Source organism: Curtobacterium sp. MCBD17_019, assembly GCF_003234555.1.
Lineage (GTDB): Bacteria > Actinomycetota > Actinomycetes > Actinomycetales > Microbacteriaceae > Curtobacterium.
The window spans coordinates 111,426-132,585 of the sequence record NZ_QKTT01000001.1 but is presented as its reverse complement, the minus strand read 5'-3'; the positions used below and the strand labels follow the sequence as shown (position 1 = coordinate 132,585).

Annotated in this window: 21 protein-coding genes; 11 read left to right on the top strand and 10 right to left on the bottom strand. The window is 73.0% G+C overall.

The annotated features are described in order from the left end of the window. Positions 1-43: 43 nt before the first annotated feature. Positions 44-712 carry a TetR/AcrR family transcriptional regulator gene (locus DEI82_RS00650; RefSeq protein ID WP_181434605.1) on the top strand — a complete coding sequence of 223 codons (669 nt, stop codon included), beginning with the start codon at positions 44-46 and terminating at the stop codon, positions 710-712. Positions 713-871: 159 nt separating this feature from the next. Here the strand turns inward: DEI82_RS00650 and DEI82_RS00645 are convergent, their stop codons facing one another. Continuing rightward, positions 872-1,192: a hypothetical protein gene (locus DEI82_RS00645; RefSeq protein ID WP_111011314.1), complete on the bottom strand. Its 321-nt coding sequence runs from the start codon at positions 1,190-1,192 to the stop codon at positions 872-874. 297 nt (positions 1,193-1,489) lie between these two features. Between DEI82_RS00645 and DEI82_RS00640 the strand changes: the two genes are divergently transcribed. Next, positions 1,490-1,855 (top strand): hypothetical protein, encoded by a 366-nt coding sequence (locus DEI82_RS00640; protein ID WP_111035462.1) that lies wholly within the window; start codon positions 1,490-1,492, stop codon positions 1,853-1,855. Between the two features lie 196 nt (positions 1,856-2,051). On the opposite strand, the gene DEI82_RS00635 is transcribed toward DEI82_RS00640, so the two are convergent. Both DEI82_RS00635 and DEI82_RS00630 read right to left on the bottom strand, forming a co-directional pair. Beyond that, positions 2,052-3,344: an adenylosuccinate synthase gene (locus tag DEI82_RS00635; protein WP_111011316.1), complete on the bottom strand. Its 1,293-nt coding sequence runs from the start codon at positions 3,342-3,344 to the stop codon at positions 2,052-2,054. A gap of 228 nt (positions 3,345-3,572) precedes the next feature. Next, complete coding sequence (locus DEI82_RS00630; protein ID WP_258371889.1) at positions 3,573-4,304, bottom strand: triose-phosphate isomerase family protein; 732 nt, start codon at positions 4,302-4,304, stop codon at positions 3,573-3,575. A gap of 126 nt (positions 4,305-4,430) precedes the next feature. Between DEI82_RS00630 and DEI82_RS00625 the strand changes: the two genes are divergently transcribed. Further along, on the top strand, positions 4,431-4,604 hold the full coding sequence (locus DEI82_RS00625; RefSeq protein WP_111035461.1) for an Rv0909 family putative TA system antitoxin: 174 nt from the start codon (positions 4,431-4,433) through the stop codon (positions 4,602-4,604). 159 nt (positions 4,605-4,763) lie between these two features. Here DEI82_RS00625 and DEI82_RS00620 read toward each other — a convergent pair whose 3' ends face one another. After that, positions 4,764-5,105, bottom strand: a complete 342-nt coding sequence (locus tag DEI82_RS00620) for a hypothetical protein (RefSeq protein WP_111035460.1) — start codon at positions 5,103-5,105, stop codon at positions 4,764-4,766. 175 nt (positions 5,106-5,280) lie between these two features. Further along, positions 5,281-5,451, bottom strand: a complete 171-nt coding sequence (locus DEI82_RS16065; protein ID WP_181434603.1) for a hypothetical protein — start codon at positions 5,449-5,451, stop codon at positions 5,281-5,283. Between the two features lie 300 nt (positions 5,452-5,751). On the opposite strand from DEI82_RS16065, the gene DEI82_RS00615 reads away from it, so the two are divergent. From DEI82_RS00615 to DEI82_RS00605, 3 genes are read left to right on the top strand one after another with little or no spacing between them, the layout of a single operon-like run. Beyond that, positions 5,752-6,432 carry a TetR/AcrR family transcriptional regulator gene (locus tag DEI82_RS00615; protein ID WP_111035459.1) on the top strand — a complete coding sequence of 227 codons (681 nt, stop codon included), beginning with the start codon at positions 5,752-5,754 and terminating at the stop codon, positions 6,430-6,432. Beyond that, the gene (locus DEI82_RS00610) at positions 6,429-7,178 is read left to right on the top strand and encodes a hypothetical protein (RefSeq protein WP_111035458.1); all 750 of its coding nucleotides are present in this window, start codon (positions 6,429-6,431) and stop codon (positions 7,176-7,178) included. The genes DEI82_RS00615 and DEI82_RS00610 overlap by 4 nt, the downstream gene beginning before the upstream one ends. Further along, entirely contained in the window at positions 7,175-9,283 is a 2,109-nt protein-coding gene (locus tag DEI82_RS00605) for a YhgE/Pip domain-containing protein (RefSeq protein ID WP_111035457.1), read from the top strand. The genes DEI82_RS00610 and DEI82_RS00605 overlap by 4 nt, the downstream gene beginning before the upstream one ends. Positions 9,284-9,328: 45 nt before the next feature. Here the strand turns inward: DEI82_RS00605 and DEI82_RS00600 are convergent, their stop codons facing one another. Then, positions 9,329-10,135, bottom strand: a complete 807-nt coding sequence (locus tag DEI82_RS00600; RefSeq protein WP_111027178.1) for an NAD(P)-dependent oxidoreductase — start codon at positions 10,133-10,135, stop codon at positions 9,329-9,331. A gap of 236 nt (positions 10,136-10,371) precedes the next feature. Then, positions 10,372-11,034, bottom strand: a complete 663-nt coding sequence (locus DEI82_RS00595; protein WP_111035603.1) for a TrmH family RNA methyltransferase — start codon at positions 11,032-11,034, stop codon at positions 10,372-10,374. Positions 11,035-11,333: 299 nt separating this feature from the next. Between DEI82_RS00595 and DEI82_RS00590 the strand changes: the two genes are divergently transcribed. Next, positions 11,334-12,131 (top strand): HAD-IIA family hydrolase, encoded by a 798-nt coding sequence (locus DEI82_RS00590; RefSeq protein WP_111012270.1) that lies wholly within the window; start codon positions 11,334-11,336, stop codon positions 12,129-12,131. A gap of 53 nt (positions 12,132-12,184) precedes the next feature. On the opposite strand, the gene DEI82_RS00585 is transcribed toward DEI82_RS00590, so the two are convergent. Beyond that, positions 12,185-13,132, bottom strand: coding sequence for a CPBP family intramembrane glutamic endopeptidase (locus DEI82_RS00585; RefSeq protein ID WP_181435043.1), 948 nt, complete (start codon positions 13,130-13,132; stop codon positions 12,185-12,187). Between the two features lie 95 nt (positions 13,133-13,227). Between DEI82_RS00585 and DEI82_RS00580 the strand changes: the two genes are divergently transcribed. Next, positions 13,228-14,289, top strand: coding sequence for a sodium:calcium antiporter (locus DEI82_RS00580; RefSeq protein WP_111035455.1), 1,062 nt, complete (start codon positions 13,228-13,230; stop codon positions 14,287-14,289). A gap of 53 nt (positions 14,290-14,342) precedes the next feature. Continuing rightward, complete coding sequence (locus DEI82_RS00575) at positions 14,343-15,290, top strand: aldo/keto reductase (protein ID WP_111035454.1); 948 nt, start codon at positions 14,343-14,345, stop codon at positions 15,288-15,290. A gap of 200 nt (positions 15,291-15,490) precedes the next feature. Here the strand turns inward: DEI82_RS00575 and DEI82_RS00570 are convergent, their stop codons facing one another. Together DEI82_RS00570 and pyrE are read right to left on the bottom strand one after the other, a co-directional pair. Then, complete coding sequence (locus tag DEI82_RS00570; RefSeq protein ID WP_146242784.1) at positions 15,491-17,557, bottom strand: septum formation family protein; 2,067 nt, start codon at positions 17,555-17,557, stop codon at positions 15,491-15,493. A 401-nt stretch (positions 17,558-17,958) separates the two neighbouring features. After that, the gene (pyrE, locus tag DEI82_RS00565) at positions 17,959-18,510 is read right to left on the bottom strand and encodes an orotate phosphoribosyltransferase (RefSeq protein WP_111011661.1); all 552 of its coding nucleotides are present in this window, start codon (positions 18,508-18,510) and stop codon (positions 17,959-17,961) included. A 101-nt stretch (positions 18,511-18,611) separates the two neighbouring features. Between pyrE and DEI82_RS00560 the strand changes: the two genes are divergently transcribed. Both DEI82_RS00560 and DEI82_RS00555 read left to right on the top strand, forming a co-directional pair. After that, the gene (locus tag DEI82_RS00560; protein ID WP_111035452.1) at positions 18,612-20,261 is read left to right on the top strand and encodes a hypothetical protein; all 1,650 of its coding nucleotides are present in this window, start codon (positions 18,612-18,614) and stop codon (positions 20,259-20,261) included. Between the two features lie 51 nt (positions 20,262-20,312). Next, on the top strand, positions 20,313-21,077 hold the full coding sequence (locus tag DEI82_RS00555) for an aminoglycoside 3'-phosphotransferase (protein ID WP_258371887.1): 765 nt from the start codon (positions 20,313-20,315) through the stop codon (positions 21,075-21,077). The last annotated feature ends 83 nt before the right edge of the window (positions 21,078-21,160 follow it).

The window sequence follows — 21,160 nt, the reverse complement described above, 5'->3', positions numbered from 1 at the left end:
GGGTCCTCGCCGCTCTGCTCGCCGATCCGGATACGGTGATGCGATGCACGACCAGCGATCGACGACCAACCACCGTCAGGAGCAGAAGGCGAACACCCGTGCCGCGATCCTGCGCGCCGCCGCGACGGAGTTCGCGACCCGGGGCTACGCCGGCACGAGCATCGCGAGCATCGCAGCGGCCATGGGCAAGCCGAAGTCAGCCGTGGGGCACCACCAGTTCGCTTCGAAGCAGCAGATCGCCGAGGCGATCGTCCGGCAGCAGCAGGAGACGTGGGCCTCGATGCGGGCGGAGGTCGAGCAGGCGACGCCGCCCGGACTCGGCCGGTTGCTGCGCCTCCTCATGACGGCGGCGCTCGACGCGCGCGAGCACCCGAGCGCACTCGCCGCAGTGCGCCTCCTGGCCGACCAGCGTGCGAACGGGATCACCCTGCCGCGCTCGACGGTGCCGTGGCGGGCGTACGTGGCTGAACAGTTCCAGATCGACATCGACGCCGGACGGATCCCGTCCGACCGCCCCGCCGAGGAACTCGCGCGACGGCTGCTCAACGCGAGCTTCGGTGTGTTCGACGCCGAGAGCCGCGGACTCCAGGCCATCGACACCGAAGCGGCACTCCGGGCGCTGTGGGCGGACCTCCTGGCCGGGGTCGGCGTGACGGACGTCGACGCCGTGCTCGAGCAGGTCGGCGCGGTGGACGCCGCGCCCCCCGCCTGACGCGCCGATCCGACTGCGGCCCGACCGCGGACGGGCGGTCGCACGACCGCAGGACCACCCGTCCGCGCGACCGCCGACCGCACCACCGGCCGGGACGACGAACGCCCCCGCTGCCGGAGCAGCGAGGGCGCGAGGCCGTCGATCGTGGAGCGCTCGAGCTCAGCGGATCGGGCGGATGACGTTCGGGAGCATGAGGTGCAGGTGCTCCGAGAGCTTGGCCTGGGCGTCCTCGAGCGAGGCGTAGTCGCCGATGTACTGGCCGAAGGTGTCCGACGCGAAGTAGTGGGCGCCCTGCTTGTCGACCGTGCCGCCGTAGTAGCCGCCGTAGCTCGCGACCCAGAGGCCCTTGTCCGCCTCGGTCCACGTGATCTGCGCGCGGGTCACCTGGCCGGCGGCTGCGGCTTCCGCCTCGAGGATCGCGATGGTGTCCACGGTGTCCGTGTCCAGGGTGACGTCGGAGTGGGAGATGGTCATGCTCATGTCGCGGCCTCGCTTTCCTTCGGGGTACGTCTGCGGTACTCCTCCACCGTACGAACCACGGGTCCGAGCGCGCCAGTCGAGCCCGTGATCTCCCGGGATCCTCGGAGCAGCAGGCAAGGCGAGGCCCGGATTCACGGGTCACGCATGACTCCCGCTATCCCCCGCGTTGGGGTACAGGGGTACACACGCGTCACACCGAGGCGGCCCTGGCACCTGCGACTCCCGACACCCCGGCCCCTGGTGATCGATGGGAACACCTGGTCGAATGACTCCCACCCCCGACCGTCAGGAGGACGAGTGCACGCCGGAGACCTGTCAGCCGCGCTGTGGAACGAGCGCGCGCTGCTCGAACGCCTCGTCGGCGCGACCCGGACCGCACGCCCCGCAGCCGAGTGCGACGCCGTCCTGGAGGACCTCCGTGCCGCCCGCCTCGTCCGTGACGTCCACCTCGCCACCGTCCTCCGCGATCTGCACCGCGCCGAGGATGCGGGCCTGTCCGCGTTGCTCGAGCCGGGCCTCCCGGCCCCGTGGGACCTGATCCTGCCCGAGCACGTGACCGCGATCCGAGCGCTGGCGGCCGAGATCGACGCGCAGGAGCGCGGGCGCCCCGGTGCCGCCCCCGCACGATGGCCGGCGTTCGCGGCCGCCGCCGGCTACCGCTGACGCCCGGGCGGCCGGCCACCGGCCACCGGCCAACCGGCGTCCGGCCGCTCCCCCGAACCGCGAGATCGCAGTCGTTGCCGCTTCGACCGGGGTCGTACCGGCAACGACTGCGATCTCGTGGGAGAGAAGGGGCGCCACCGGCCTCGGCCGGCGCCCCGGCCGCCGGCGCCGGCCGGAGGGGGCGCCGCGGCGTCGGCTACTCGGCGCCGAGGAGGTCGTGGCGCACGACGATGGCGTCACGGCCGGGGCCGACCCCGATCGCGGAGATGCGGGCGCCCGACATCGCCTCGACCGCGAGCACGTAGTCCTGCGCGTTCTTCGGCAGGTCGTCGAAGCTCCGCGCGCCCGAGATGTCCTCGGACCAGCCGGGGAACTCCTGGTACACGGGCACGGCGTGGTGGAAGTCCGACTGCGACACCGGGACCTCGTCCATGCGCTCGCCGTCGACCTCGTACGCGACACAGACTGGGATCGTCTCGAGGCCCGTCAGGACGTCGAGCTTCGTGAGCACGAAGTCCGTCACGCCGTTGATCCGAGCCGAGTACCGGGCGATCGGGGCGTCGTACCAGCCGCAGCGGCGCGGCCGTCCGGTCGTCGTGCCGAACTCGAACCCGTTCGCACGGAGGAACTCCCCCGACTCGTCGAACAGCTCGGTCGGGAACGGGCCGGCGCCGACCCGGGTCGTGTACGCCTTGACGATGCCGATGACGCGTTCGATGCGGCCGGGACCGATGCCGGAACCCGTGGCGGCGCCGCCCGCCGTGGCGGAGGACGACGTGACGAACGGGTACGTGCCGTGGTCGACATCGAGCATGGTGGCCTGGCCGGCCTCGAAGAGGACGGTGTCGCCGCGCTCGAGCGCCCGGTGGATCTCGAGCGCCGTGTCGGTCACCATCGGGCGGAGCCGGTCGGCGAACGACAGGAGCGACTCGACGACCTCCTCCGCCTCGATCGCCCGGCGGTTGTAGACCTTGACCAGCAGGTGGTTCTTCTGCTCGAGCGCGGCCTCGACCTTCTGCCGGAGGATGTTCTCGTCGAAGATGTCCTGGATCCGGATGCCGACGCGGTTGATCTTGTCGGCGTAGGTCGGCCCGATGCCCCGGCCGGTCGTGCCGATCTGCCGCTTGCCGAGGAACCGCTCGGTCACCTTGTCGATGGTCCGGTGGTAGTGCGTGATGACGTGGGCGTTCGCCGACACCCGCAGCTTCGAGACGTCGACCCCGCGGGCCCGGAGCGCGTCGAGCTCCTGGAACAGGACCTCGAGGTCGACGACGACGCCGTTGCCGATGACCGGCGTGACGCCCGGCGTGAGGATGCCCGAGGGCAGCAGATGCAGGGCGTACTTCTGTCCGTCGACCACGACCGTGTGCCCGGCGTTGTTGCCGCCGTTGAACTTGACGACGTAGTCGATGCGGCTGCCGAGGAGGTCGGTGGCCTTCCCCTTGCCCTCGTCCCCCCACTGGGCTCCGATGATCACGACTGCGGGCATGTGGTTCTCCTCACGTCTGCGGAGGACCGGGCCCGACCGAGCGGCCGGTGGTCCACCCGAGTCTATCGGCCTCCTGTCCCCCGTTACCCGGGGTGTCGGGCAGCGCCGTTCCGGCACCGTCCCGGCGCGGACACCTGCGAGCAGCGACGTCCCGGGCGTCGTCCGACAGCCGCGTCGTCGAGAGCAGGCGGTTGATCGCCGTGGTCGTCGGGATCGGGCAGCGGTGCTTCAGGCGGTGAGGGCCGCGGCCTCGTCGAGGACCCGGCGGACGTTCTCCGGATCGTGGGCGAAGCGCCCGAGGAACAGGCCGTCCACGCTCGGGTGGAGCCGTCCGAGCAACCCCGGGCCCGCACTCCCCCCGTAGACGATCGGCGTGCCCGCGAGCGCTCCCGGCAGTCCGTCGCGCAGGGCGTCGACGGTCGCCGTGACGTGGGACGCTGGGGCCGGTTCCGCGGCACCGATCGCCCAGACCGGCTCGTACGCGATCATGAGCGGTCCGGTCGTGGCGGCGCGGACCTGCTCGAGGCACCACGCGGCGGCCTCCCGCGGGTCGCACCGCGTCGTCTCGCCGACGCACAGGAGCGGGGTGAGCCCGGCCTCCTGGGCGACGGCGACCTTGGCCGCGACCACCGCGTCGGTCTCGCCGTCGGCGCGACGCTCGGCGTGCCCGATCTCGGCCATCGTGACCCCGAGCTCGGCGAGCAGGGGCGCGCCGGTCTCGCCGGTGTGGGCGCCCTCGGCGTAGCGGCTGACGTCCTGCGCGGCGACGCGGACCCGGGTGCCCGCAGCGAGCCGGACGGCGGACTCGAGCAGCGGCGTCGAGGGCGCGACGAACAGCGCCACGCGGCCGTCGACCACGCCGGGGTGGTCCCGAGCGAGCTCGGTGACGCGGCCGAGCCAGTCGAGGGACTGGCGGTACGACAGGTAGAGCTTGGTGCTGATGCCGATGTGGATGGTCACGAGCCCAGTGAACGCGATGACCGGCGGAGACGCTGGGAACGCTCTCCGCAGCCGGGAGGAACGTGGGCACCCGACGTCCGGGGCAGTGGATCCCGGGCGGGCTGGAGCACTCGGAAGGAGCACGACATGGCAGACCTCGGCGACAAGGCGAAGGACTTCGCGGACAGCGACAAGGGCGAGAAGGCGACCGACGCGGGCCTCGACAAGGCGGCCGGCGCGGCTGACAAGGCCACCGGCGGCGGACACTCCGACCAGATCGAGAAGGGCGAGAAGGCCGCCGACGACAAGATCGGCAACTGACCCCGCTCCACCGACACGACGACGGCACCCGTTCCCTGTGGACCGGGTGCCGTCGTCGTCAGGGAGACCGGGTGCCGACTCGTCAGGGGACGGGTGCCGCCCCGTCAGGGAGGCTCGGGGCCGGTGGCTCCGTCGCCGGCGGGACCTGCTGCCGGTGCCTCAGTCGCCCTCGGGGTGCGGGACGCCAGCGCGGAAGTCCGGTGTGCCGTCGGCGTGGACCGGCGTCGCGCCCGAGAGCTTCCGGGCGCCCTCACGGAGCCGCTCGACGAACGCGGGGTCCTCGGGCTCGAGCTCGTCGTCCGGGGCGTCGTCGACGACGATCTCGCTGGCGGGTCCGATGAGCAGCGTCGCGTACGCGACCGATCCGTGGTCGTCGAAGGTCGGGACGTGCACGGTGTCCGTACCACCGGCCGCGCCGAGGGCCGCGGCGTACTCGATCACGGCGTCGGCGATCTCGCTCCCCGTCATGACCGCGGTGCTGTCGTAGTGGATGTACTTCATCGCTCCTCCTGCATCCTGCCGACCAGTGAAACACCGGCTCCCGGAGCGCGTTCACGTCCTGTCCAGGGAACGAGACGAACGCGCGTCCCGGCCGGGTCCCGGGACGACGACGGCACCCGCTCCGGTCAGGAGGGGTGCCGTCGTGGGCCGAGCGCGGGACGGACCCGCGGGGCGCTCAGGCCTGGAAGAAGTCCGCGTAGCTCGGGTCGAGCGGACGGCGCAGCTTCGACGTGCCCGAGACGCGGGCCTCGACCATGGCGGCGAGGGCGTCCGGCGGCGTCAGGCCACGGCGGCGCCACTCGATGGGGTTCTGGCGCAGGCTGGCGAGGGTCTCACGGTCGAGCATTGATGGCCTCCTGGTCGAGGAAGAGTTGGCGCATGTCGATTGGTTGCGTCGGGGGGAACGCGTCGACCGCGTGGGGCCCCTCGGGATTGCGCCGGTTCGTCATGGGTCGAGCATGGCATCGAAACACTAGGCCGTCTAACTACTTGTCCACCTTGCGCATCCTTTGCGTCAGAGCATCCCCTAGACGCGGGCCAAGGCCTCCGGAGGGCCGCAGAACGAACTCCGAGCCGCGTTGCGCAGCCGATCGCGATCCGCCACCCCGATGTTGCACAGCACTGTGCACGTTCGTAGGCTGATCCCATGCCCTCGAGGAGTCCGCGACGCGACGCAGCCGAGAACCGGACCGCGCTCGTCGACGCCGCCCGCACGGTCCTCCAGGCCGACCCCGACGGTTCGATCGAGACCATCGCCGCGGCGGCGGGCCTGTCGCGCCGCGCGGTCTACGGACACTTCCCCACCCGTGAGGACCTGGTCGACGAGGTCGTCACGGGCGGCGCGCGCCGGATCCTCGGCACGATGCCCGCGGCGGCCGAGCTCGCACCGCTCCTGCCCGACGTCCGCATCGCGACCATCGCCGCCGCGCTCTGGGCCGAGGTGGCCGACGTCCGCTCCCTGGCCCGGATCGCCCTGCACGGACCCTCGGTCGACCGCATCGCGTCGGTGTTCGCCCCGCTCCGCGCCGCCGTGCTCGACGCCTGCGCCGACGGCGTCCGGGCCGGGCTCTTCCGCGACGACGTGCCCGTCGAATCGCTCGCGCGCCTCGTCGAGGGCGCCTGCATCGCCGTGCTCGACGAGGCCACACGCGCCGGCACGAGTCCCGCCGACGGGCACCGCATGGTCGTCGTGTCCGCACTCGGCATGGCAGGGCTGGACTGGAGGTCCTCCCTCCATGTCCTCGAGACCGTCCCGCCGCGGACACCCATCGTCGCACCCGCACCCGCATCCGCATCCAGACCCGTCACCCCGGAGCCGCCCGCATGATCCTCGAACTCGACGCCCTCGCGATCGGCAGCGGGCCCGGCGCCCCGCTGCCCCCGGTGTCCGCCGTCGCCGAACCCGGTCGCCCGGGGCTCGTCGCCGTCGAGACCGAGCAGACCCCCGTCGTGGCGTCGCTCGTCGCCGGCGGCCGGATGCAGCCCGACGCCGGCCGCCTGCTCGTCGACGGTGTCGAGGACCCGGCCCGCGTCCGCCGGACGGTCGCCCTCGTCGACACACCGACCGTCGCCGAGCCCTTCGCCGTCATGACCGTGCGCCGCATCGTCCGCGAGGAACTCGCCTTCGCCGGACGCCACACCGGCCGCGACGCCGTCACGACCGTGCTCGACGAACTCGACCTGGCCGAGTGGGCCGACACCCCGATCGAACGCGTCCCGACCGCGCCGCGCATCCGCCTGCTCGTCGAGCTCGCGCTGCTGCGCGACGGCATCGAGGGACTCGTCGTGACCACCCCCGAGCGCCACGGCGGGTCCGTGGCGGACTGGTTCGCGGTCCTCCAGAACGTCGCCGACCGCGGCATCGCCGTCCTCGTCATCGCCTCGGCGGCGGCCGTCGAGACCATCACCGCCATCATGCAGCGGAGCCAGCCACGAGCGGGAGGCACGGCCCACGACGGACGCGCACCGTCCCTCCCGGCCGCATCGCCAGCCGCACCCGCACCCGCACCCGCACCCGCACCCGCACCCGCACCCGCACCCGCAGCGTCCACCCAGGGGAGCACCCGCTCGTGACCACACCCGCACTCGTCCGCGCCGAACTCGGCCGGCTCACCGCGACCCCCCTCGCCCGCGTCGCGTTCATCGCGCTCATGATCGTGCCGCTGCTCTACGGCGGGCTGTACCTGTGGGCGAACCAGAACCCCTACGCCAAGCTCGACCACGTCCCCGCCGCGCTCGTCGTCAACGACACCGGGGCGACCGTCGACGGCCACCACGTCGACTACGGCGAGCAGGTGGCGAAGCAGACCGTCCGCGACGGCTCGTTCGACTGGACCGTCACGTCGGCGTCGGCCGCCGCCTCCGGCATCAAGTCCGGCCGCTACGACTTCGTGGTCACGATCCCCGCGGCGTTCTCCCAGGACCTCGCGAGCGCCTCGGACAGCGACCCGCAGCGCGCCGAGCTCGTCATGACGACGAGCGACGCCAACTCCTACCTCGCGTCGACGATCGCGGAGCAGGCCGGCAAGACCATGCGCACCTCGGTGTCCGAGCAGGTCGGCAAGCGAGCCGCCAAGACCCTGCTCGTCGGGCTCGCGGACATCCGGACGAACCTGCTGCCGGCCGTCCGGGGCAGCGGGTCACTCGCGTCCGGTCTCGGGACGGCCGAGTCGGGCGCCCAGCAGCTCGCGGCGGGGACGGGGAAGCTCTCCTCCGGGGCGTCGCAGCTCGCGTCGGGCACCGCCGACCTGCCGGCGCAGACCGCCGCGCTCGCCTCGGGCGCGTCGCAGGTGGCCTCCGGCTCGGCCTCGGTCGCGTCGGGCGCCGCGTCCCTGGACGCCGGGCTCGACCAGCTCCGGTCCCAGACGGCCTCGCTGCCGTCGTCGACGCAGCAGCTCGCGACCGGCGCCGCACGGGTCGCCGCCGGCAACCAGCAGCTCGCCGCCACGTTCGACCCCGTGTTGAACGGCGTGGCCGCGCTGTCGCCCACCACCCTGCTGACGCAGATCCAGGCCGCCCTGCCCGCCGACGCCGCCCTGACACCCGCGCAGCAGGCCGCGATCGCCGCCGCGCTGCAGAACTCCACGCTCCAGCAGCAGATCACCGGCCTGCAGCAGCAGAGCGCCACGCTCCGCACCCAGCTCGACCAGCTCGCCTCCGGGTCCGCCCAGGTGTCGTCCGGCGCGGCCTCGCTCGCCACCGCGACCCCCACGCTGACGAACGGCATCGCCCGGCTCGACGACGGCGCCGGCACGCTGTCCTCCGGTGCCGCCCAGGTCAACAGCGGCGCCGCGGCTGTGTCCTCCGGGGCATCGGCCCTGGCGAAGGGCGCCACGACCCTGTCCTCGGGCGCGTCGTCCCTCGCCGCCGGGGCAGCCACGGCCGATTCCGGCGCGACGTCCCTGGCGTCCGGACTCGACACCCTGCACGCCGGCGCAGTCGAGCTGCACACGTCGCTCAAGTCCGGGCGGAACGACATCCCCGCATCGAACGCCTCGACCCGGAACGCGCAGGCGTCGGTCATCTCGGACCCGGTGCGCGTCGCCGACCAGGACATCGCCAACGCCGGGACGTACGGCGCGGGGCTCGCCCCGTTCTTCATCTCGCTCGCGGCGTGGATCGGCATGTACGCGCTGTTCCTGATCCTGCGGCCGATCTCCCGCCGCGCGATCACCGCCGTCCGGAAGCCCCTGCCGATCACGCTCGGCGCCTGGCTCACCCCGGCGCTGCTCGGCCTCGTGCAGATGCTCGCGCTGTTCGCGATCGTGCGGTTCGCGCTGGGGTTCGGCGTGGAGCACGTCGCGGGCACGATCGCCGTGATGGTCCTCGCGTCGGTCACCTTCGCCGCGATCATCATGATGCTCAACGTGCTGCTCGGGTCCGTCGGGCAGTTCCTCGGGCTCGTGCTCATGCTCATCCAACTCGTCACCGCGGGCGGGACCTTCCCGTGGCAGACGCTGCCCGCGCCGCTCGCCGCACTGCACTTCGCCCTGCCGATGAGCTACTCGGTCGACGCGATCCGGCAGCTCATGTACGGCGGCTCGGTGTCCGCTGCGTGGTCGGACTCGGGCGTGCTCGCTTGCTGGCTGCTCGGGGCACTGGTGGTCACCGCGCTCGTGGCCGGGCGGCAGAGTCGGTTCCGGACGCTGCGGGACCTGCGGCCGAGCCTGATCGGGTAGGCCGGGGCTCCGAGCGACGGGGCCCTCGGGTCACGGAGCCTCGGGTCAGGGGGCCGGCTCGCCCAGGGGCTGCGTCGCCATGCTCCCCCCGAGCCACCGCATCTCCTCGTCGGGCATCGCGGCGAACTCCTCGTCTGACAGCACCGCGGCCGCGTCGTCGACCGGGCGGAACCCGATCCGCTCCCCCGCCGTCAGGTCGACCTGCGAGCCGCTGTTCCGGGAGGTCGCCCACACCACGTGGTGCCCCGGCTCGGTCAACCCGACGGTGACCTCGACGAGGCGCGCGAGGTCGTCCGCGGACGTCCACACCCACCGCGCCCGTCGGGAGTGCGGACGCTCGGGCGCGAACGCCGCGATCCGGGCCGAGACGATCGACATCTCGAAACGGTCGACGAACAGGCTCCCGAGGAGTTCCATCACGGCCTTCGACACCCCGTAGTACGAGTCCGGGCGGGGCAGCCGGTCGCCGGGGACACTGCTCGGGGCGTCGTGCTCCTCGGCGACGAACCCGACGGCGTGGATCGAGCTCGCGAGCAGCACGCGGAGCACCCCGTTCGCCGCGGCGACCTCGAGCACGTCCTTGGTCCCGGTCATGTTCGTCGCGACGATGTCGTCCCAGGTGGCCTCCGTCGGGATGCCCGCGAGGTGCACGACCGTGTCGACGCCGATCATCGCGGTCTCGAGCGCGGCGCGGTCGTCGAGTTCCCCCGGCACGAAGCGCTCCCCGTCGCCCACCGGTGGGTCGGGCTCGCGCGCGTCGAACAGCACGAGGGAGTGTCCGGCCGCCAGGAGCCTCGGGCGCAGCGCCGACCCGATGCGTCCCGCGGCCCCGGTGATGAGCAGCGTCGCCATGCGTCGACACTACGGCCGGGAGGCCCACCACGGCCCAGGCGAGCATGCGCCGGTCATCGCTCTGTGCGCTGTCGCCGACGCCGCTGCACCCTCCCCCGGTGTCGAACCGCGGACGGGACGTTGAACCGGGTACGGGCGTTGAACCGGGTACGGGACGTTGAACCGGGTACGGGACATTGAACCGGGGCATTCAGCGGTGCGACGTGCATTCGCGCGGTGCAACCCCGCGCCGCAGGTCAGCCCGCCGGTCGATGCCCGGCGCCGGGCAACACCCCGTGCTGCACGATCCACGCGTGCATGACGATCGCCGCCGCGGCCGAGGCGTTGATGCTCCGGGTCGACCCGAACTGCGTGATCTCGAGGGACCGGTCCGCGCCGGCGAGGGCCTCGGGCGAGAGCCCCGGCCCCTCCTGCCCGAACAGGAACACGCACCGCTCGGGCACGGCCGCGGTCTCGATCGGCTCGGCGCCCGGCAGGTTGTCGATCGCGACGACCGGTCGCCCCTCGTCCCGCATCGCCGCGAGGAACGTCGCCACGTCGGGATGGTGCACCACGTGCTGGTACCGGTCGGTCACCATCGCCCCGCGTCGGTTCCAGCGCCGCCGTCCGATGATGTGCACCGTGCCGGCGAGGAACGCGTTCGCACTCCGCACGATCGACCCGATGTTGAGGTCGTGCTGCCAGTTCTCGATCGCCACGTCGAACCCGTGCCGACGGGTGTCGAGGTCGGCGACGATCGCCTCCATCCGCCAGTACCGGTAGGCGTCGACGACGTTGCGGGTGTCGCCGTGCTGCAGCAGCTCGGGGTCGAGCCGTGGGTCGTCGGGCCACGGTCGGGGGTGGGGCCCGACCCCGTGGGTGGTGTGCTCGTGCGACGGCGGGAGGGCGGGCGCCGGCACTGCGTCGGGGACGGCAGCGGGGCCTCCCGGCCGGACGGGGACGTCGGGTGCCGGGGCGTCGTCGGTCACCAGTCGAGGATACGGCGGCCGGGAGGCACGGTTCCGGTGCGCGTGCGCGTTCCCGCACCGAGCGGGCGGCCGGGAGGCGCGGCTCGGGTCCGCGTGCTCGATCCCTCACCACGTGGCCGGGCTGGCACTCCGCCCACAGGCAGCCGTGAGCCCGACGGGTGGTCGAGGCTGCGACGGTATGGTGAAGCGGCCCGCTGGGCGGCGGGACCGGACTCCGACGAGAGGGACGCATGGGATCGCGCGACGAGGTCGAGGCGTGGCTCACCGACATGGACGGCGTGCTCGTGCACGAGAACCACGCGCTCCCCGGGGCGCCCGAACTCGTGCAGCAGTGGCTCGACACCGGGACGCCGTTCCTCGTGCTGACGAACAACTCGATCTTCACGCCGCGTGACCTCAGCGCGCGGCTCCGACGGTCCGGTCTGAGTGTGCCGGAGGACCGCATCTGGACCTCGGCGCTGGCGACGGCCGACTTCTGCGCGTCGCAGATGCCCGGCGGTTCGGCGTTCGTGATCGGTGAGGCCGGCATGACGACCGCCCTGCACGAGGCCGGGTTCATCATGACCGAGACCGCGCCCGACTACGTCGTCGTCGGCGAGACCCGGAACTACTCGTTCGAGGCGATCACGAAGGCCGTGCGACTCATCCGCGACGGCGCCCGGTTCATCGTCACGAACCCGGACGCCACCGGTCCGAGCGCCGAGGGTGTCCTGCCCGCCACCGGGGCGATCGCTGCGATGATCTCGAAGGCCACGGGCAAGGAGCCTTACGTGGTCGGCAAGCCGAACCCGATGATGTTCCGCTCGGCGATGAACAGGATCGGGGCGCACTCCGAGAACACGGGGATGATCGGCGACCGGATGGACACCGACATCGTGGCGGGGATCGAGGCCGGGCTGCACACCATCCTGGTGATGAGCGGCATCAGCGACATGTCCGAGGTCGAGCGGTACCCGTTCCGTCCGAACGAGATCCTGTCGGGCGTGCACGAGCTCGTGACGCAGACCCCGTACGAAGTGGAGATGTAGGGGCTGCTCAGGTGGTTCCCTCCGCGTCCCCGACCCCGGGAGAGACCTTGCAGCTAGCCCAGGGCCACCGGCTCGACGTCGGACGCGGGACCCGACGGCGGCGGCCCATCGGACACCGGACCCGACGGCGGCGGCCCATCGGCGGCGTGCGGTGAGACGGCCGCCGGGGCCTCGAACGCCGAGCGTGGTGGAACGTGCTTCCAGCGCTGCGCGAGGCGCCGGGGCCGATCGGTGTGCAGCGCGACGAACGCGGCAGCGACGACGCCGAACACGAGGATCCCGAAGGTCAGCAGCCCGAGGAACCCGACGACGGGCAGCGGCACACTCGTTCCCGCGGCTCCGGCACCGATCACGCCGAAGTCCCACACCGCGTGCAACAGCATCGGCACGAGCAGGGTCCGGGTGAGCCGCCGCGCGATGTACAGCACGGACCCGAACGCGGCCGCGAACACCACCTGTTCGATCGTGGTCCCGAGGCCCTGTCCGGCGAGGGCGTTGAGCAGGTGCAGGCAGCCGAACACCGCCGAGGACACCATCCACACCCAGAGTTCCGGCAGGCGACGACGGAGTCCGACGAGCAGGACGCCGCGGGCCATGGTCTCCTCGAAGAACCCGACGAGCAGCGTCGCCAGTCCGAGCAACAAGAAGTATGCGAGGGGGCGGCCGTTCCAGGCGACGGTGGCGAGCCTCCCGGCCTCGATGAGCAGGATGACGATCGGCGCGACGGCCGCCCATCCGGGGGCTCCGCGACGCAGGTCGATCGTGCCGATGCGCCACCAACCGAGCCCGGTCACGACGAGGGCGAGCGCGACGGCGGCGATCGCCTCGGGCACGAGCAGGGCGGTGACCACGCTCGGGATCGTCAGGCCGACCCGCTCGTAGTCGTCACCGGGCCGGGCACGGATGACCTCGATCGTCGCGAACACCACGACCGGCGCGATGCCGACCAGGAGGGACGGGGGGACGCGCGGACGCCTGCGCTCCGTCGACCGTTCGCGCACGCCGCTCCCCCGCTCCGGGCGTCCGGGCGCGCCCTGCAGGGAGCGTACATCGCCGCTCCGGAACCGCGTCGGCTCCCGGAGGGTTCGATGGGACCATGGCGTCCCTCCCGTTCTGGCTGCTCGTGCTCGTGTTCGTGGCGGGGTCCGCCGTCATCTGGGTGGCGGGCATCCAGCTGTCGAAGACGACCGACGTGCTCGACGACCGGCTGCACCTCGGGAGCGCGCTCGGGGGCCTCATCGTGCTCGCCCTCGCGACGAACCTGCCCGAGATCGCGATCACGGTGAGCGCCGCGTTCTCCGGCTCGATCGAGGTCGCGGCCGGGAACATCCTCGGCGGCATCGCGCTGCAGACCGTCGTCATCATGATCATCGACGCGTTCGGCAAGCGCGGGAAGGGCGTCAAGCCGATCACCTACCGTGCCGCGTCGCTCGGACTCGTGCTCGAGGCGATCGTCGTCGTCGCCGTGCTCGCGGTCGTCATCGCCGGGAGCCAACTGCCGTCGAGCCTGCTGTTCGCCCGGCTGACCCCGGACGTGGTCCTCATCGCCGCGATCTGGGTCGTCGGCCTGCTCCTCGTCCAGCGGGCGAGCAAGAGCCTGCCGTGGCACGACAACGGCACGGCCCCCGACAGCTCGCCGCACGCGACCGGGCACCGCCGCTCCAAGCCGAAGCCGCCGCCGATGGGCACCGCGAAGGCCGCGGTCATCTTCGCGGTGTCGGCCGCGGCGACGCTCGTCGCCGGTGTCGCGGTGGAGCAGGCGGGCGATGCGGCCTCGGGGCAGATCGGCCTGTCGGGCGTGCTGTTCGGCGCGACCGTCCTGGCCCTGGCGACGAGCCTGCCGGAGATCTCCACGGGCCTCCAGGCCGTCAGGCAGGGCGATGACAACCTGGCGATCAGCGACATCTTCGGCGGGAACGCGTTCCTGCCGGTGCTGTTCCTCGTCGCGACCGTGATCAGCGGCAAGGCGGTGCTGCCGCAGGCGAACGCGAGCGACATCTACCTGACGGCCATCGCCGCGCTGCTCACCCTCGTCTACGCGGTCGGGCTCGTGTTCCGGCCGCAGAAGCGGATCATCGGCATGGGGATCGACTCGTTCGTCGTGCTCGTGCTGTACCTGATCGGGGTGGGCGGACTCATCGCGATCTCCGTCGGCTGAGGATCCGTACCGGTCCCGGAGCGACTCGGAGGCCCGAGGCATAACCTCGCGGCATGACCCGCATCGGCACCAGTGACCTCCACGTCTTCCCCCTCGCCCTCGGCGGCAACGTCTTCGGTTGGACCGCGGACGAGCAGACCTCGCACGACGTCCTCAGCGCGTACGTCGACGGCGGCGGGAACTTCATCGACACCGCCGACGTCTACTCGGCGTGGGCCCCGGGCAACTCGGGTGGTGAGTCCGAGACCGTCATCGGATCGTGGCTCGCGGCGACGGGCAAGCGCGACGACGTCGTGATCGCGACGAAGGGCTCGCAGCACCCGGAGTACCAGGGCCTCGCAGCGGACACCGTCGCCGCGGGCGCCCGTGCCTCGCTGCAGCGCCTCGGCACCGACCGCATCGACCTCTACTACGCGCACTTCGACGACCAGGACACCCCGCTCGAGGAGACCGTCCGTGCGTTCGACCAGCTCGTCAAGGACGGCATCGTCCGCTACACCGCGATCTCGAACTACTCCGTCGACCGCGCCCGCGAGTGGATCCGGATCGCACAGGAGAACGGCCTCGCCGAGCCGGTCGCGATCCAGCCGCACTACAACCTCGTCAAGCGGCAGCCGTACGAAGCCGAGCTCGCACCGTTCGTGCACGAGACCCACCTGGGCGTCGTGCCGTACTTCGCGCTCGCCGCCGGGTTCCTGACGGGCAAGTACCGCACTCGCGAGGACATCGCGGGCAAGGACCGCCAGGGGCAGCTCGAGGGGTACTTCTCGGACGAGGGGTTGCGCGTGGTCGACGCTCTCGCCTCGGTCGCCGAGGCGCACGACGCCCCGATCGCGTCGGTCGCGCTCGCCTGGCTGCAGACGCGACCGGACGTCGTCGCGCCGATCGCGAGCGCCCGGAACCTCGAGCAGCTGCCGGCGCTCCTCCGGTCCGCCGAGCTCGTGCTGACGGCCGACGAGATCGCCGCGCTCAGCGACGCGTCGGCCGCCGTGCCCGCCTGACCCGGGACCGATCGGACGACGGACGGGAGGCACGGTACCAGCGGGTGCCGCGCCTCCCGTCCGTCGTGTCGGACGTCCGGAGGGTCGGTGCGAGCGGGTGCCGCGCCTCCCGTCCGTCGTGTCGGACGTCCGGAGGGTCGGTGCGAGCGGGTACCGCGCCTCCCGTCCGGCGCGCGGGGGCAGCGCGTCGGCGACCGCGGTCAGGCCGAGGGCGCGAGCGAACTCGTCAGTGGCTGTCCCGACGACCGCGAGGCGAAGCAGTAGTAGTAGCGGTCGCCCGCGTTCCACTCGCTCTGGTCCGCCGGGTAGGCGCCCTGGACCTGTAGGTCCGTGTAGGCGGCCGCGGCGCCGAGGTCGATCGCACCGGTCGCGCTGCACAGTTCGGTCATCTGGCCGCGTAATGCGTCGGGCCCGGGGTAGCTGGACTGGGTGAGCGTGCCGCGGAACGTCATCTGCGCAGCGTGGGCGGCCGAGCAGTCGACGACCGTGAAGGTCTGTGCCCACGCGTTCTCGTACGGCGACAGGCACTCGCCGCCCGCGAGGTCGCGCCACGAGTGCTGCCCCACCGACGCCGCCGTGGTGGCGAACACCGCCGCGGCCGAAGGAGCCGGCGCGGGCGTCGAGGACGTCGACGGGGTCGACGCCGCTGCCGGTGACCGTGACGGCTTCGACGACGACGTGGAGGACGGAGCCGGCGCCGGCTGGTTCTGCGGGTCGCCGCCGAGGATCCACCGCACGACGAGGAACACGAGCACGAGCAACACGATGATGATCGCGATCGCGCCGTACACGAGCAGCTGCTTGCCCCGACGACCCTGCGCGGCGAGGCGCCCGAAGCCCTCGTTGAGGAGGTTGTCGCCGCGGCCGTCCCCCCGCCCGACCGGCACGGCACCACGAGCCCTCTGACCCGGGAGCGCCGAGCCGGAGGAACGACCGGCGCCGGCCGGAGCGGCACCAAGAGCGCCGGTCGGAGGAGCACCGGGAGCACCGACGACGGGCATCATCCGCGTGCCCGTGTCCCCGACGCGACCGGCGGCGGAGTCGGCGTGGTCGTCGCCGAGGGCAGGGTCGTCCTCGACCCCGTCGACGGCGCGGAGTGCGCCCGTGCCGAACAGCGCGTTGATCGCCCGGGTGTCACTGGTCTCGCGGCCGTCCCACTCGGTCTGGTCGACGACGTCCGCGGGGCCGGTCTCGGGGACGTCCGCGGGGCCGGGCTCGGGCGTCCAGGCGATCGTCTCCGGCTGTTGCTCGGGACGGGGACGGCGGTCGTCCGGCACGTGCGCCGAGCGGTCGGTGCCGAGCAACGCGTCGAGGTCCTGGCCGACGGCCGGAGGCAGGTGGGCCGGGTAGACCTGCTCGGGGTGGGCCGGATCCACGGGCGACACCAGGGGCGGCGCGGCCGTGGGTGGGAGCGGATCGGCGGCGCGCGAGGGGCTCTCGGGCACGACTGCGGGGCCGGTCTCGGGCTGCGCCCACCAGGGCAGCGCAGCGGTGGGGGTGTCGACGCCGGAGTCGTCCGTGTCGCGTTCGGCGGCGTCTGCCGTGTCGACGACGGGCTCCGCGGTGTTGGATCCCGCAGGGACGCCCTCGGGGGCGTCGTGCTGCGCCGGGATGGCCGCCGTGACCTCGGAGTGCGCGGACTGCGCGGTCAGCGCGGAGCCCGCCTCGGCGGCGTCCGATCCCGCATCGTCGTCCGACAGGGACCAACGCGTCGGCCGGGAGTCCGCTGCGGGGGCAGGGACGGCAGCGGCAGGAACGGGAGCAGCGGAGGCAGCAGGGGCAGCTGCAGGTCCGTCGACGACCGCGGCACGGCTCGCCTCGGCGTCGACATCACCAGCACGGTCAGCGCCGTCGGCATCACCGGCATCGGCGTCGCGGTCGGCGTTCGTGCCCTCGTCGTCGGCACCACCGAGCGCGGCCCAGTCGAAGCGCGAGTCGTGGTCGGACGGTCCGGCGCCCGCTGCCTCGTCGCCCGGCAGGCGCAGCAGGTCGGTGAAGCTCGGCCGCTCCTCGCCGCGGGGCAACCGGGACCGGACGCCCGCGACGGGCGGCTCCGTCGGTGCGGCCGCGGGCGGGATCACGTCGTCGCGCTCCGACGGGAGGCTCGGGGCCACCCCCGTCGCTCGGCCGAGCCAGTCGACGTCCTCACGGCCGGTGCCGTGCGGGTCGACCCGACGGCGCTCCTCGTCGATCGCGCGGATCTCCTCGGCGCGCTGATCCCGAGTGGACCGTGCCGTGGGCAGCTGCAGGGAGCTCGGGTGGGACACCGCCCGGGCAGGGGTCGCAGGTGGAGCAGGCGGCTCTGGGGCAGCAGGCGGCTCCGGCACAGCAGGCGGCTCTGGGGCAGCAGGCGGCTCCGGCACAGCAGGCGGCTCTGGGGCAGCAGGCGGCTCCGGCGCAGCAGGCGGGTCCACGGGCGGCAGCTCCGGCGGGACCTGCGCGGTCGGCGGCAATGGCGTCACCTCGCCCGACTCGGCGGCACGCTCGGCGGCTCGGCGCTCGCGGCGGGTCGGCCAGTTGTCGGGGAGCTTCGCCTCGCCGAAGATCGACGACGCGCTGCGGAGACCGCTCGGCGGGACGGAGCGCGCGGCAGTGCGAGCGTCGTCATCCGACCGGACAGCATCGTCCGGACGCGGTTCCTCGGGCTCGCCGTCGGTGGGACGTCCGCTCACGGGGCCAGCCCGAGGTCGGCCAGTCCGATCGCCGCGTAGTAGGGGTACCCGGCACGCTCGATGGCTTCCTTCGCGCCGGTGTCACGGTCGACCACGACGGCGACGGCGGCGATGATGGCGCCTTCGCGCTCGAGCGCCTCGGCGGCCTTGAGCGGGGAGCCACCCGTGGTCGAGGTGTCCTCGAGCACGACGACGCGCTTGCCCCGCACGTCGGGGCCCTCGACCTGCCGGCCGCGGCCGTGGTCCTTCGGCTCCTTGCGGACGACGAACGCGTCGTAGGCCTGGCCCCGGGCCGCGGCCTGGTGCAGCACCGCGGTGGCGATCGGGTCGGCGCCCATGGTCAGTCCGCCGACCGCGACGACGTCGGGGACCTCGGCGACGAGGTCCGTCATCACCTGGCCGATGAGCGGCGCGACCCGGTGGTCGAGGCTGACCTTGCGCAGGTCGATGTAGTACGTCGCCTTCTTGCCGCTGGTCAACGTGAAGTCGCCGTGGAACACGGCCTCGTCCCGGATGTGGGCGATCAGCTGGCTACGCGCGTCGGTCACGATCCACCACAGTATCCGCTCCCCCTCGGGGATCCCAGCCCACCGACGAGGCCTGTGGACAGCGCTCCTGGCGGGTCAGCGCCTCCCGGTACGCTCCGGACATGGCCCAGGCGACCCGACCCCGCGCGCTCCTGCGTGTGCTCGGGGCCGAGGCCCTCGGTGCCGCGATGGCCCTCGCCCTCGCGCTCGCCGCACTCCGGCACGTGCTCGCCACCGACCGCGTCCGGCTGCTCTGGTACGACGGCGACTCGGTGCTCCTCCCCCTGGTCGAACGCTCGCTCCGGCTGGGGCAGTCGTTCGAATGGGCGATGTCGCCCACGCTGTTCTTCTTCCCCGAGATCCCGGTGTACCTGGCGTGCGCCGCGCTGACGTCCACGCCGCAACAGGCACTCGCGCTGAACGGCCTGCTCGTGGTCGTGGCGGTGTACGTCCTCGTGCGGGCGGTCGCCGCGCAGGTGATGCCCGAGGCGCCCCGTGCGGTCCGCGTCGCCGTCGCGGTCGGCGCCCTCGGCGTCGTGACGTTGCTCGTCCTCACGGAGTCCTCCGGGACGGCGTCGAGTCTCGAACTCGCGTCGCTCCTCCTGACGACGACGTACTACTACGGCGCGGTGCTCGCGATGCTCGGCACGGCCGCGCTGGCGTTGCGGGTGGTGCGCACGGCCTCCCTGCCGGTACCGCGCACGTCGTGGGCCGCGTTGGCCGTCACGACGCTCGTGGCGGCGTCCAGCACGGCGTCGGACCCGCTGTACGTGCCGTGGTCCGCGGCGCCCGTGATCGTGACGGTGGGGTTGCTCGCCCTGGCCCGGCGTCTGCCCTGGCGTGTGGTGTCGGGGCTCGGCGTCGCGCTGGCCGGTGGGTCCGCGCTGGGGTACCTGCTCCGGATCCCGCTCGCGCCGTTCGTGTCGCTCGACCCGTCGACGTACATCCACCCGGGTGGTGCGGGCACGACGCTCTCGTACTTCGCGGCGCTGACCGACGAGCGCGCCGGCGCGGGCCTCGGCGAGGTCGAGCTCGTGCTGCTGCTCGTGCTGTTCCTCGCCTCCCTCGGCGGCACGGTGTGGGCCTGGCGCGTCCGGAGCTCCCGGACGGTGCTCGTGGCGTCGGCGCTCGGCATGGTGACCGTCGTCGCCGTCTCCGTCGGCGTCGTGCTCGCGGGCTCGTCCACGCCGCGCTACCTCGAGCCGATCGTCACCGCGCCGCTCATCGGGCTCGTCGCGGTCGCGGAGCTGGCCCGGACGGCGATCCGGCGAACGCGCCTCCACACCGCTGGTCGCGGACTCCGTCTGATCGCCGTGGCCGCCACCGTCGCGCTGCTCGCGGTGGGCGGGGCGGTCGCGCCGTCGACCGTGGAGGCCGTGGTCACCGCCTCCTACGCGCCCGCCTCGTGCCTGGACCGGTGGGTCGGCGGTCGCGGGGTCGTCGGCGTCGGACAGTTCTGGACGGTCCGACCGCTCGCCGCGTACGGGGACGAGGGCGTGCGACTGCTCCAGGTCCGCGACGACTTCACGACCTACCCGTGGCTCGTGGACCTCGCCGCCTACCGCGACGCCCGTCCGACCTACGTCGTCATCGGGTCGCAGGACGTCTGGACCACGCCGGTGCAGGACGCCCTCGGCGATCCCTCGGCGATCGTGCACTGCCCCGGCTACGACATCTACGACTACGCCGGCACGTCCGGCGCCGCGACGTTACGTCACGACGTCGTCTCGACCGCGCAGGAGTTCATCGAGGAGCGCGGGTTCGGCGGGTAGACCTCGACCCGTCCGCTGGCGTCGCCCGCCCAGAGCGACGAGGATCGGTCCGTGCTGCCGATCGCCGGACTCCCCCAGGGCCACGTCGACGTCCCCGAGTGCGTCTCGGCCCTGGCCGCCGGACGGGCGATCACCGCGGTGTGGCGCAACGACCTCGACGGCCGCACGTTCCGGCTCGGCGAGGGACCCGCGGCCGAGTACGTCAAGTGGGCACCCCACGGTGTGCGACTCGACCTGCTCGGTGAGATCGCGCGGCTCTCGTGGGCGGGGTCGTACACGCCGGTGCCGCGCGTGGTCGACCACGGCGAGGACCCGGACGGCCGCTGGCTCCGGACGGTCGCGCTCCCGGGTCGGAGTGCGGTCGACCCTCGGTTCCAGGCCGATCCCCGGCCCGCGGTGATCGCCGCCGGCCATGGACTCCGCGCCCTGCACGACGCCCTCCCGGTGGCCGACTGCCCGTTCGAGTGGTCGGTCACGCAGCGCATCGCCCACTCCGGTGCCGACGACGACACGGTGGCGGCGCTCGGTCCCCGTCCGCAGCCGGACCGGATCGTGGTGTGCCACGGGGACCCGTGCACCCCGAACACGATCGTGGGCGAGGACGGGCAGTGGGTCGGCCACGTCGACCTCGACGCCCTCGGCATCGCGGATCGGTGGGCGGACATCGCCGTGGCGACCATGGCCCTCGGATGGAACTTCGGCGACGGGTGGGAGTCCCTGTTCCTCGACGCGTACGGCATCGCGCCCGACCCCGAGCGCACCCGCTGGTACCGGGCGCTGTGGAACCTCGGCGACGGGGCGCTGCCGCGCGACTGAGCGGCGCCCGGCGCACGTTGAACCGCGTCCTTCCGTTCGAACACCCACATGCCGCGGTTCGACCGGAAGGACCCGGTGCGACA